This is a genomic window from Pseudomonas sp. G5001, from assembly GCF_013385475.1.
GTDB lineage: Bacteria > Pseudomonadota > Gammaproteobacteria > Pseudomonadales > Pseudomonadaceae > Aquipseudomonas.
Window position 1 is genome coordinate 156205 of sequence record NZ_JACAPZ010000022.1, and the last position, 10924, is coordinate 167128.

The following is a 10924-nucleotide window of genomic DNA, read 5'->3' on the forward strand; positions in this document are numbered from 1 at the left end:
CAAGCCCGCTCCCACATTTAACCGTTTGTCTTCTATATAGCTCCACAACACTGAATTTCTTGCTATAAACGCACTCCGATGACCATTCGCCGAGCCCGTCCTGGTGCCTTTGCGGGTTATCTTGGAAAAAATGCCTGTCATTTCAGTTGCTGAGCCCTCAAGTCGGCCTTAGACTGCCGCCCCTCGTAAATTGAGTGCCGGGTGGCGCTTGAAATGGACGGCGCCTTTCCGAGACCTGCAGAGGTCGGCCGGAACGCTCCCTTATTCGCCTTAATGCACGTATTTTTTATAGAGAAATCAATGACAAAGGAAAAGTTGCTGGCCATGCCGGCGGATGACTACATGAATGCCGAGCAGCACGCTTTTTTCGAGAAGTTGTTGCAGGACATGAAAGTGGAACACCACGAGCGCATCGAGCAGAACCGCATCGCCATTGAAAGCCTGGACACCCCGGCAGACCCGGCCGACGCTGCTTCTGTCGAAGAAGAGCGCACCTGGCTGGTGAACGCCATCGACCGCGACCAGCGCATGCTGCCGCAACTTGAGCAGGCCCTGGGCCGTATCAAGGAAGACTCCTTCGGCTGGTGCGATGACAGCGGCGAGCCTATCGGCCTCAAGCGCCTGCTGATCAGCCCGACCACCAAGTACTGCATCGAAGCGCAAGAGCGCCACGAGCAAATCGACAAGCACCAGCGTCAAGCCTGATGCCCCCCGTGTAGGAGCGAGCTTGCTCGCGAAGGTCGTTCACGATAACGCGGGAAACCTGATACCCAACGGTGCTCTCAGGTTCTTCGCGAGCAAGCTCGCTCCTACATAGATTTCGCCCGTATTACCGCTGTCTATTGATCTGCTGCAAGCCCCCCACTAAAGGCCCATGGATAATGGCCACATAGTGGCGTCTAATGCAGTCACAATAACGACAAGCAGCGGGGTAACGAACATGGCTGGAGACGGATCTCTCATGGGCGCAGCAGTGTCACCACCCGTGGTGGCGCGACAGTTGCCCGGCTGGTTGACGCCGCTCCTGCAAAGTACCGCCCTGGTGCTGTTGCTGCTGGGCCTGGCGTTCGCCCAACTCTCGATTTACCTGTGCCTGCCGGTGGCCCTGCTGCTGATCTGGCTGCCCCGCCTGAAACATCGCACCCACAATGCCGCACCGGCCGAAGCCACCGATGCAATCGGCGAGCTGACCCGCGACCTGTCCTACACCACCAGCCATAACGCACTGTCTGCTGCCGGCGTGGCCTATTCGGTCAAGCAACTGGCGGCCAGGCTGCAATCTCAATTGGGCGCGGCGAAGCAGATCGTCAGCAGTGCCGAAGTGATGATCGGCACCGAGCAGGTCACCTCGCAACTGAGCCGCCAGGCCCTCGGCGCGGCCAGCCAGGCCCATCAGCGCAGTACCGAAGGGCGCGAGGTGCTGGCGCAGTCCATCACCCGTATGCACCAGCTCAGCCAGCGCGCCAACGACAGCCGTCAATTGATCGAGGCCTTGAGCCAGCGCAGCGAAGAAATCCAGCGCGTCACCCTGGTGATCCAGTCGATCGCCAGCCAGACCAACCTGCTGGCCTTGAACGCGGCGATTGAAGCGGCTCGGGCCGGTGAGCATGGGCGCGGGTTTGCGGTGGTCGCCGACGAGGTGCGTGGCCTGGCAGGGCGAACCGCCACGGCGACCGATGAAGTCGGGGTGATGGTGGCGGATATCCAGCAGCGTACCGCCCAGGTGGTGGAGCAGATCCGGCAATTGTCGGCCGATCTGCAATCCGGTGTAGAGCAGGTGGAGCACGCCGGCGAGCAACTGGACAGCATTGCCAGCCTGGCGGCGGATGTCGAAGGCCAGGTCAATGAAATCGCCCAGGGCACCGACACCAACCGCGCCCAACTCGACAGCCTGTTCCATGCGGTGGAGCAGATGCGCAGCGATTTGACCGTCAGCGACCAGCAGACCCAACAGTTGGCTGCCGCCGCCGTACAAATGGAAGGCCAGGCCGAAACCATCAGTGAACGCCTCGCCGAGGTCGGCCTGGATGACTACCACCAGCGCATCTATGACCTGGCACGCGAAGGCGCGAGCCGCATTGCCGCGCAGTTTGAAGCCGACGTCCTGCAAAACCGCATCAGCCTCGATGACCTGTTCGACCGCAGCTACACCGCCATTCCCAACACGCGGCCAAGCAAGTACCACACGCGTTTTGACGGCTACACCGACCAGGTGCTGCCGGCCATCCAGGAAGCCCTGCTGCCCCGGCATGAGGGCCTGGTATTCGCCATCGCCTGCACGCCACAGGGTTATGTGCCAACCCACAACAAGGTGTTCTCCCAAGCGTTGACCGGCGATGCCCAAGTGGACGCGGTACAAAATCGTACCAAGCGCAAGTTTGAAGACCGCACGGGAATCCGCTGCGGCAGCCACCAGCAGGCGGTCTTGCTGCAGACCTACACCCGCGATACCGGGGAGTTGATGCACGACTTGTCCGTGCCGATCACGGTCAATGGCCGGCATTGGGGCGGCTTGCGCCTGGGCTACAGACCTGAGGGCCGCTGACCCACGAGGGCGATTGTTGCAGGTAATGCAAGGGAGCTATTCCGGGGATAGCTTTTTCCAACTGGAAGAAAACCGTAGCATGGCGAACATTGTTAGCCAGCTAACTAATTTTCCGGAGGCGCTCCATGCAAACCAAAGTCGATGTGGCTGTGATGATTGGCAGTGGCGTACCGCCCACCCTGCGTGCGCTGGGGCAAAAGGCCTGTTGGGTAGTGTTGCTCAATGGCGAGCAGCGCGGCACGGCGTTCGCCAGTCGCGACGAAGCCGAAGAGTGCAGGGCTGCCTGGGAGGCGCTGTTGCACCTGGAGCAGTCAGACAGCCTGCATTGAAGGCTCAGGGTTGCTGGTGCAGGCGCTGGTTCAGTTCGTCGACCGCGATCGCCCAGACTGCGTCTTCACGCAGTTCATCCTTAAGGAATTGGGCTTGTTGCGGTGACCAGAAATCCGCGTCAATCAGCTTTACGTCATTGGGCAGGGTGTGTTTGCCGATAAAGGCGTCAATCGCCTCGGGGGACGATTCCAGTCCAAGTTGTTCAAACAGGTCTTCGAGGGTGTAGGTCTGCGCTTCCATATCGTTCTCCATGCGGGCTGATCATCGTATGCATGGGAGGGTTGTTGCGGGACAGAGTTCGATCGGATTGTCGCGCCGGGTAATCAGGAGGTCAGCGCGCCGGAATCAACGGCGGCCTTAAGGGCTTTTGCGGCTTCCTTGGCAGCCGTGTTGGCAGCGTCTACGGTTTTGAACCAGCGGTCCTTTTCTACCTGGTGAGTCGTCACGGTGGTCAGGGGAGCCTTGGCCCGCATCACAATCACGGCCTGGAACTCACCGTCTACTTCCCTGGCTTCGCCATGGATGAAAAATTCGCCAATATCAAATTCCGTCACGTATAGCCTTCCCTTGGAGGTAATTGCGCTGATGAAACCTGAACCGCAAGGGCACAAATCTCAATGGACGGACCAGTATGGCAGTTGTTACGCGCTGGCGGCGCAGTAAAGTCAACCAGATGACGAAACGCCAGCCGCGCCTCAGCCGTGTGGCGCTTGCAGGATGGCTTCCAGCTGTCGGGCCAGTTCGCAGGCCTGGCTATGGCCGCTGCGAAAACCTTTGATCCGCCCACTGGGCACTTCAAGGATATGGAAAAAGTTTCTCCCGGCGGGGACTACCCGATAGAGCGCCGAATGCAGGCAACTGTCGTGGGTGTATAGGGAGTAGAATTGCCCGTCATCGATAAAAGATGAACCTGTGTTCGAAGGTGTGGCAATCGGTTGAGGTCGTTGCATAATCAGCTCCTGTCGATCGACATTGCGTACCCGCTTGCAGTATTTCGAGTGGTTTTGACCCGTGTTGCTGTTTTAGTATTGTCGTCAGTGTCCGGCGTCCGGTTCCATCCAAAGCATTAGTTTCTGTGTTGGATGTCGGAAACTGCATTTTTTAAAGGGTTATTGTCTGAAGTGGGTCGGCCAGTATTCTCTGGTCGTTAAACCTGTGATTTCCTGCAACGCCTGGCGACCTGCGTAAGGTGCGTCGGGCACGCCTGTACTAGTCTCATGGCCTGGCAGCGTGATCTTCTTCAGTTTTTATCAGTGGATTTGTTGTGTGATCGTGCCGTTTCCGGCCGTTTTTTTGTGCTGCCCGCTTGGGCGGACAGCACCCTTTTGATGTGGGGGCGTTTCCTTGGCAGTCAGTAATCTGGATATGCACGCGTTATTCGTGCTGGGTGATTTGCGCGCAAAGTTGGTCAAGCAGTTTCAATCCCGTTTCGTCTACGTCACTGAGCAGACACCTGAAGGTATCTACATCGCCGAGATCGATACCGAATCGGCACTGGTGGTGGATGACAAACCGCGCCTGGAACTCAAGGTCGGTGATCATTTCCGGGCCGCTGTATTGCCCAGCCGCGAAGGCGGCAAGTTCGAACTGAAGTTTCGCGATATCAAGTTGACGGTGTATGGCCTGGGCGATTACGCCTTTGTGTCCTCGGCCGAAGGCCAGGGCATCGTGTTCAAGGAAGGCCACAGCGTGATGCTGGTGTTTGCCGCCAATGAGCAATTGGTAGAAGGCCTGACCAAGACCCTGAAGGCCGTCACCGGCAAGGCCGCCAAATGGCGCAAGGGTGAACTCGTGACCTTCAAGGCCAGCGAGTAATGAGCCAGGGTAGGGCACAGTTCCACGAGCAGCACCTGCTCGATGCCCAAGCCACGGCGGCTCAATTGTTTGCCCGCAAGGCCGAGTTGCAGGGCGCCTGGTTGAGCTGGGTCGCCGGCCAACTGTATGAACTCAAGCCCGCCGAATTCGCCAGCATGGTGCGCCGCGAGTTGCAGCGGCTGAACAATCCTGCGTAAAAACCGGCAACCTGCCATGTTCCCCGGAACCTCTACTACAGTTGAGTTGACTTAAGTATTCAGAGGCTTCGCGGTGTTACAGCAAAGCCATTCGCGATTGCTGTAAGGCATGAGGTGCAAAGCATGAAAGGAATTCGAGCACTGTTGGCAGCCTCACTGACGACCCTGAGTCTGTCGGTGGCGTCGCTGCCGGTATCAGCGGCCCAGGCGCCGATTCATTTTGCCGACCTGAACTGGGAAAGCGGCAGCCTGATCACCGAGGTGCTGCGGGTGATTGTCGAAAAGGGCTATGACTTGCCCACCGACACCTTGCCCGGCACCACCATCACCCTGGAAACCGCCCTGGCGAAAAACGACATCCAGGTGATCGGCGAAGAATGGGCCGGCCGCAGCCCGGTGTGGGTCAAGGCCGAGGCCGAAGGCAAAGTGGTGGGCCTTGGGGATATCGTCAAGGGCGCCACTGAAGGCTGGTGGGTGCCGGAGTACGTGGTCAAGGGCGACCCGGCCAAAGGCATCAAGCCCCTCGCGCCGGACCTGCGCAGCGTGAAGGATCTGGCGCGCTACAAGGACGTGTTCAAGGACCCGGAAGCACCGAGCAAGGGCCGTTTCCTCAACAGCCCGATTGGCTGGACCTCGGAAGTGGTCAACAAGCAAAAGCTTAAGGCCTACGGGCTTGACGACAGCTATGTGAATTTCCGCAGTGGTTCGGGTGCTGCGCTGGATGCCGAGATTGCTTCCTCGATCCGCCGGGGCAAGCCGGTGCTGTTCTATTACTGGTCGCCTACACCGTTGATGGGGCGCTACAAGCTGATCCAACTGGAAGAGCCGCCATTTGATGCCGAGGCGTGGAAGACGCTGACCGATGCAGACAATCCTGACCCGAAACCTACACGTTCCCTGGCCTCCAAGCTGAGCATCGGTGTGTCCACGCCGTTCCAGAAGGAGCATCCGCAGATCGCCGAGTTCTTTGCCAAGGTCGACTTTCCGATCGAGCCGCTGAACAAGGCGCTGGCCGAAATGAGCGAGAAGCACAGCCAGCCGCGAGAGGTCGCCCAGGCATTTCTCAAGGATCATCCGGAAGTCTGGAAGGCGTGGCTGACTGAGGATGTGGCGCAGAAGGTCGAAGCCAGCCTGAAGTAACACCGATATAACAGCCCGATTGCGATCAAAAATGTGCGAGCGGGCTTGCTCGCGAAAGCGGTTTTTCAGCCAACATTTGTATTGACTGACTCACCGCTTTCGCGAGCAAGCCCGCTCCCACACTGACCTCATTCTTGCCTTGAAACTTGCTGGGCTTTAGAACTTCGTCTGCACCGCCAGCTCAAACGTCCTCGGCGACCCCAGGTAATACGCCGGCGACACATGGGCAAACTCGGCGTACACCTCATTGGTCAGGTTGCGCACCCGGCCCGTCACGGAGGTGTGTTGATCCACCTTGTAAGTCAAAAACGTCCCGAACAAGGTATAGGCCGGCACCGTCAGGGTGTTGGCGTTATCGGCGTACACCGACGCCACATACCGCGCATCCACACCTCCTTGCCAATCCTCCGCAAAGTCATAGGTCAGCCACAGATTACCCACCTGCCTGGGCACATTGGTCGGCGTATTGCCCTTGCGCGACACCACGGCACCGCTGGCGGTTTTCTCGTTGAAGTCCTCGTATTCGGCATCGACCCAGGCGTAGTTGCCCTCCAGCAATAGCTTGGGCGTGACCCGCAACGAACTGGCCAGCTCGATACCCTTGGACGTCTGCGCGCCCACCGGAATGCTATTGGTCGGGTCCAGCGGGTCGGTGACGGCGAAGTCCTTGCGCTCGATCCGGTAGGCGGCCACCGTGGCGGAGCCGCGACCGTCCATGTAATCGAACTTGCTGCCCACTTCCCATTGCTTGCCGGTGGACACATCGAACACCTGGGTGGTGCTGCTCGGCTGTTCGGCAGCGGTGCTGTATTGCACGTAGACATTGGCTTGCGGGATGAACTGATACGTCAGGCCAATCCGCCCGGTCACCGGCTCCCAACTGCGTTTGACATGCCGCGGATTGCTGGCGGTGATATCCCGGTGGTTGGTGACTTCCAGGTCAATCGCGTCGTAGCGCAGGCCGGTGAGCAACGACAGCTTGTCGGTCAGGCCCAGGCGGTTCTCGAGGAACAATGCCTTGGTGGTGACGGCGTTGGTCTTGTCCGGATCGAAACCGGGCTTGGTGCCCGGGATGTCATAGAAATGCCCGGGATCATAGTTGTTCGGGTCCACCGTACTGTTGCCTGCCACATTCAACGGATTGTTGGTGGTGCTGTTGACCCTGTACTCGAAGCCGCCCGACCACGTGGTGCTCAAGCCGAAGAACGTGTCGTCATGGCGCAGCTCGAACTGGTTGCCGTTCTGCTCACCCTGGTGCCGTACCTGATAGGCCGTCGAGCGATTCACTGCGCTGTTGTCAGCGTTGTACTGGTAGGTTTCCAGGTTGCGATAGTCGCGCTGGCTGTCGAGGTGATAGAGGGTATTTTTCAGCGTGGTGCTGTCATTGATCCGGTAGTCGATGATCGAGCGCACCCAGATCGTGCGTTGCTCATAACGACCGTCGGCCACGTTGTAGTTGTTGAAGCGGTTGTGTTTGTCGATCTTCAACTCGCCCGTCTTCGGGTTGAGCACCGGTGTGCCCCAGTAGGGGCTGTCCTCGTGTTCGTCCTGATATTCCAGGGCCAGGGTGTGGGACAGGTTCGGGGTGAAATCACTCAGCAGGGAAAACGCCACGCTCCAGGCATCGCGCTGTTGGCGATCGATATAGGTGTGGTTGGTGTTGCGGCTTACGTCCAGGCGCGCGTAATGCTGGACCTCGGCGCCCGGCTCGGTCAGGGCGTGGTTCAGGCCGAAGGCCATTCCGGCAGTGTCGTAGCTGCCATAGGTGAGCTGACCTTCGGCGGCCTGTTCCTCACGGGTGGCCAGCTTGGTCACGTAGTTCAGCGAACCACCGACGGAGCCGGCGCCGTTGATCAGCGAGGAGGGCCCGCCCACCAGTTCGACCCGGTCATAAATCCACGCATCCACGGGGCGAGCCAGGCCGCCGGACACCGCGACGCCATTGAACATCTGGGTAATCTGGATGCTGGTAAACCCTCGATAGGAAATGAAACCGCCAAACCCCGGCGGCGCGCTGGCGTTGACCCCGGGCAGGGTATTGGCCGCGTCCTGGAAGGTCTTGGCGCCTCGGCGCTCGATGTCATTGCGGTTGGCAATGCTGATGGACGCCGGGGTTTCCCGCACGCTCAGCCCCAGGCGCGAGGCCATGCCACTGGACTGATCCAGCGCCAGGCCGGCATCACCGGTTTGCTCGCCTTCAATGGTGGTCGTTGCCAGCTCAATCGCCCAGGTGCTGACAGGCAGGCAGCCGAACAGGCCCGCCAAAAGGGGTAAATGTTTCATGGTTGAATCCTGAAAAACTTGGCTTGAAAACAACCCAGTGCCGTCCGCACTCCCGGGGGAGGCAGCCGCGTGGGCCAATCAGAAAAGCGCAGGTATCAGGCGAAGGCGGGCGGGGCGCGCGGATTAGCCGCAGGCCAGGTGAAGCGGGCAGGGATGTCGGCACTGGCAACGATGGCGGGCGGCGGCGCATGGGGTTGCGGAAGCACCGCCACGTTGAGGCTGGAGTTGAGCGCCGGGCCCATGCCGCCGGTGGAGCACAGCGGGCAACCGAAGGCTTTCGAGAGCGTGGGCAGGGATTCATCGGTGGACTTGTAAGGCGCCGGCGCCTGGGTGCGCGGGTCCACCGTACAGAACTGGCCGCCGATGCCGTTGAGCTGCATCCCGACCATTTGCCCGTGGCCGATGCTGCAGGCGAACACATTGAACAGGACGCAGCAGTAGAGCATCCAGGCAATGAGCGAGCGGTCGGTACGGGCGAGTTTCATGGGGCGGCACTTTACCATCAGCCGCCGACGAATTGCCTGCAAAAAATCTCAAGAGGGCTATCCTCTCTCGGACTTTTCCAAGGATATCCAGCCATGAGCTTTTTAGTCGCGCGATGGATCGTCGGGGTTTTTGGCTTTATCAGCCTGGTGCATTTGTACTGGGCGGCCGGCGGCAAATTGGGTGTGACGGCGGCTATTCCGCAGCTGCCGGGTGAATTCGCCAGCGGGCCGCGACCGGCGTTCAAGCCGTCGGCACTGGGAACGTTGCTGGTGGGTGTGGGGTTGGTGGCGATTGCGGTGCTGGTGTGTTTGCGGGCCGGGCTGTATTTCGAGCCGGTGTCCAACCATGCGTTGCAGTGGGGGATTAGTGCAGTAGCACTGGTGATGTTTGCCCGGGCGATTGGGGATTCAGAGCTGGTGGGTTTTTTCAAGAAGGTCGGCGGGTCGCGGTTTGCGCGGCTGGATACATTTTTTTACTCGCCGCTGTGTTTGGTGTTGGGGGCGGGGTTGTTGGTGGTGGCGTGGAGTTGAGGGGGAGTGTTTACCGCGAAAGAGTGAGTTTTACGCTGGGTAAACTCGAATGTTCGCCTGGCGACAGCTGGTCAGGGGGTGAGCAGGGTCAAGGATTCAGGAAGTATAGGTTGGACATGGAGTCAGTGATTTTTTGTGCTTTTCCTTGCGCTACATAATTATTGAATTCTAGTTTGAGAGTGTCCTGGTTGGTGTACTTTTTGTACCGGTGTGGTACTTCGCATGCGTAAATGTAAAGCCGCCACGGGTCGAAGCCGTCCACTCTTTCGTCTGGGCCATAGTCGAAATCGATACATACTCCGGAAAAATCGACTCTGCAGCCAATTCCGTGTAGTTCGTAGGAGATGTTGTCAGTGATCCTCCCGCGTTGCGGGATTTCTTTGCTGCGCCATAGCTGGAGTATGTTTTTTGTTCCGAATGTGCGCTCAAGTAAATCAGTCGCTCTTTTCACCTGATATAGATATTCGTGGATCAAATTCTCCAGGTTGTTCTTTTTCATCGTCTCGGCCTTTCTAACCTATCAAGTCCAACAGCATTCGAAGCGTTTATTACGTCATCTTTACTTTTGAGCGTTCCCTTATGGCTATTTAGGTTCTCTATCAATTTTATGGTGACTGGCGTATTTGTCCGTCTTGCCGCTGAGGCTCGGTGGTGCCCGTCGATAATATAGCGCTGCCCGTTCACCTCGACCACGTCGATAGGCTCATTTGTGTCGTAACCCTTGCTCCGCATGCTGAGGGAGATTTCGTCGACTCGCTTGGTTGATCTTTTCCCCTCGATACTATGCGTTCGATTCAAGCTTTCCGCATCAACTCCTCTAATAACTGGCGCCGAAGGTACACCTTCATCGGCTTTTACTTTTCTAGCAGGATCGTTATCAACGGCTTTCGGCTTACATCCATCGCCACCCGGGCAGGTGTTCAATCCAAGCGGGTCAACCCATCCCGTCGGGTTGGGCACATATTGGTAGCCGTTCAGCCCACCCGCCAGCTTCACGGGGTCGGGCGTCAGATAACGACCAATATCCGGATTATAGTAGCGATGTCGGTTGTAGTGCAGCCCGCTTTCCGGGTCGAAGTATTGGCCCTGGAAGCGCAGCGGGTTGGTGAGGGTGTTGACGTCCAGCTTCGCGATTTGGCCGTAGGCGCGATAGTGCGCTGACCAGACAATTTCGCCGTCGGGTGCGGTGAGTTCTTGTGGCGTGCCCAGGTGGTCGAGTTGGTAGTGGAAGGGTTTTACGTCTTCCGGGCCGTAGCCTTTCAGCAGCGCTAATGGGCGAAAGCTGTTGGGTTCGTAGATATAGCTTTGGTGGTGATCAGCACTGTGTTCGGCAATCAGCGTGTCGCCTTGCCAGAAGAACTCGGTGGTTTGGCTTTTTATCGTTTTGGCGATACGCCGACCAAACGGGTCGTAGCGATAGCTGGCCTGGGTGCCGTCCGGTTGGGTGACGCTGATCAGTCGGTGCTGGCAGTCGTAGCGGTATTCGGTAACCAACTGCTGCGCCCGGCCCCGACGTTCGCGCAGCAGATTGCCGAAAGCGTCGTAGTCGTAATGGCGGTCACCTTGCATCAACAGGCGATTGCCTTTGACGACGCTCG

General features: G+C 58.6%; 14 protein-coding genes. 7 read left to right on the forward strand and 7 right to left on the reverse strand.

The window, feature by feature from the left end:
* Nucleotides 1–300: 300 nt before the first annotated feature.
* The 3 genes from HX805_RS19475 (at nt 301) to HX805_RS19485 (ending at nt 2874) form a co-directional block, all read left to right on the forward strand.
* Entirely contained in the window at nt 301–705 is a 405-nt protein-coding gene (locus tag HX805_RS19475; protein WP_003214706.1) for a TraR/DksA C4-type zinc finger protein, read from the forward strand.
* 619 nt (nt 706–1324) lie between these two features.
* Nucleotides 1325–2545, forward strand: a complete 1221-nt coding sequence (locus HX805_RS19480; RefSeq protein WP_371317082.1) for a methyl-accepting chemotaxis protein — start codon at nt 1325–1327, stop codon at nt 2543–2545.
* Between the two features lie 125 nt (nt 2546–2670).
* Entirely contained in the window at nt 2671–2874 is a 204-nt protein-coding gene (locus tag HX805_RS19485; RefSeq protein ID WP_003214710.1) for a hypothetical protein, read from the forward strand.
* A gap of 4 nt (nt 2875–2878) precedes the next feature.
* Here the strand turns inward: HX805_RS19485 and HX805_RS19490 are convergent, their stop codons facing one another.
* The 3 genes from HX805_RS19490 to HX805_RS19500 form a co-directional block, all read right to left on the reverse strand.
* Entirely contained in the window at nt 2879–3115 is a 237-nt protein-coding gene (locus HX805_RS19490; protein WP_087694069.1) for a DUF2789 domain-containing protein, read from the reverse strand.
* A gap of 83 nt (nt 3116–3198) precedes the next feature.
* Nucleotides 3199–3429 carry a hypothetical protein gene (locus HX805_RS19495; RefSeq protein WP_003214713.1) on the reverse strand — a complete coding sequence of 77 codons (231 nt, stop codon included), beginning with the start codon at nt 3427–3429 and terminating at the stop codon, nt 3199–3201.
* Nucleotides 3430–3570: 141 nt separating this feature from the next.
* The gene (locus HX805_RS19500; RefSeq protein ID WP_083853233.1) at nt 3571–3825 is read right to left on the reverse strand and encodes a hypothetical protein; all 255 of its coding nucleotides are present in this window, start codon (nt 3823–3825) and stop codon (nt 3571–3573) included.
* A gap of 415 nt (nt 3826–4240) precedes the next feature.
* Between HX805_RS19500 and HX805_RS19505 the strand changes: the two genes are divergently transcribed.
* From HX805_RS19505 to HX805_RS19515, 3 genes are all read left to right on the forward strand, one after another.
* Nucleotides 4241–4690: a hypothetical protein gene (locus HX805_RS19505; protein WP_177028342.1), complete on the forward strand. Its 450-nt coding sequence runs from the start codon at nt 4241–4243 to the stop codon at nt 4688–4690.
* Nucleotides 4690–4887, forward strand: a complete 198-nt coding sequence (locus HX805_RS19510) for a hypothetical protein (protein ID WP_008437165.1) — start codon at nt 4690–4692, stop codon at nt 4885–4887. The genes HX805_RS19505 and HX805_RS19510 overlap by 1 nt, the downstream gene beginning before the upstream one ends.
* Nucleotides 4888–5010: 123 nt before the next feature.
* Complete coding sequence (locus HX805_RS19515; protein ID WP_008437166.1) at nt 5011–6027, forward strand: ABC transporter substrate-binding protein; 1017 nt, start codon at nt 5011–5013, stop codon at nt 6025–6027.
* Nucleotides 6028–6183: 156 nt separating this feature from the next.
* On the opposite strand, the gene HX805_RS19520 is transcribed toward HX805_RS19515, so the two are convergent.
* Together HX805_RS19520 and HX805_RS19525 are read right to left on the reverse strand one after the other, a co-directional pair.
* Nucleotides 6184–8310: a TonB-dependent siderophore receptor gene (locus HX805_RS19520; protein WP_177117215.1), complete on the reverse strand. Its 2127-nt coding sequence runs from the start codon at nt 8308–8310 to the stop codon at nt 6184–6186.
* Between the two features lie 95 nt (nt 8311–8405).
* Nucleotides 8406–8795, reverse strand: coding sequence for a DUF2946 domain-containing protein (locus tag HX805_RS19525; RefSeq protein ID WP_003214719.1), 390 nt, complete (start codon nt 8793–8795; stop codon nt 8406–8408).
* 93 nt (nt 8796–8888) lie between these two features.
* Here HX805_RS19525 and HX805_RS19530 point away from each other — a divergent pair, with 93 nt between their 5' ends.
* Nucleotides 8889–9326 (forward strand): DUF3995 domain-containing protein, encoded by a 438-nt coding sequence (locus HX805_RS19530; protein WP_003214721.1) that lies wholly within the window; start codon nt 8889–8891, stop codon nt 9324–9326.
* An 88-nt stretch (nt 9327–9414) separates the two neighbouring features.
* On the opposite strand, the gene HX805_RS19535 is transcribed toward HX805_RS19530, so the two are convergent.
* On the reverse strand, nt 9415–9825 hold the full coding sequence (locus HX805_RS19535) for a hypothetical protein (RefSeq protein WP_177117216.1): 411 nt from the start codon (nt 9823–9825) through the stop codon (nt 9415–9417).
* Nucleotides 9822–10924, reverse strand: a 1103-nt coding sequence (locus HX805_RS19540; RefSeq protein WP_177117217.1) for an RHS repeat-associated core domain-containing protein, incomplete at its 5' end; no start/stop codon positions are given. The genes HX805_RS19540 and HX805_RS19535, both read right to left, overlap by 4 nt.

Excerpts from the sequence above, each read along its gene's own strand:
- HX805_RS19500 (WP_083853233.1), bottom strand. The coding sequence starts at position 3,825 with ATGCAACGACCTCAACCGATTGCCACACCTTCGAACACAGGTTCATCT.
- HX805_RS19515 (WP_008437166.1), top strand. The coding sequence starts at position 5,011 with ATGAAAGGAATTCGAGCACTGTTGGCAGCCTCACTGACGACCCTGAGT.
- HX805_RS19505 (WP_177028342.1), top strand. The coding sequence starts at position 4,241 with ATGCACGCGTTATTCGTGCTGGGTGATTTGCGCGCAAAGTTGGTCAAG.
- HX805_RS19535 (WP_177117216.1), bottom strand. The coding sequence starts at position 9,825 with ATGAAAAAGAACAACCTGGAGAATTTGATCCACGAATATCTATATCAG.
- HX805_RS19525 (WP_003214719.1), bottom strand. The coding sequence starts at position 8,795 with ATGAAACTCGCCCGTACCGACCGCTCGCTCATTGCCTGGATGCTCTAC.
- HX805_RS19475 (WP_003214706.1), top strand. The coding sequence starts at position 301 with ATGACAAAGGAAAAGTTGCTGGCCATGCCGGCGGATGACTACATGAAT.
- HX805_RS19490 (WP_087694069.1), bottom strand. The coding sequence starts at position 3,115 with ATGGAAGCGCAGACCTACACCCTCGAAGACCTGTTTGAACAACTTGGA.
- HX805_RS19530 (WP_003214721.1), top strand. The coding sequence starts at position 8,889 with ATGAGCTTTTTAGTCGCGCGATGGATCGTCGGGGTTTTTGGCTTTATC.
- HX805_RS19485 (WP_003214710.1), top strand. The coding sequence starts at position 2,671 with ATGCAAACCAAAGTCGATGTGGCTGTGATGATTGGCAGTGGCGTACCG.
- HX805_RS19520 (WP_177117215.1), bottom strand. The coding sequence starts at position 8,310 with ATGAAACATTTACCCCTTTTGGCGGGCCTGTTCGGCTGCCTGCCTGTC.
- HX805_RS19510 (WP_008437165.1), top strand. The coding sequence starts at position 4,690 with ATGAGCCAGGGTAGGGCACAGTTCCACGAGCAGCACCTGCTCGATGCC.
- HX805_RS19480 (WP_371317082.1), top strand. The coding sequence starts at position 1,325 with ATGATCGGCACCGAGCAGGTCACCTCGCAACTGAGCCGCCAGGCCCTC.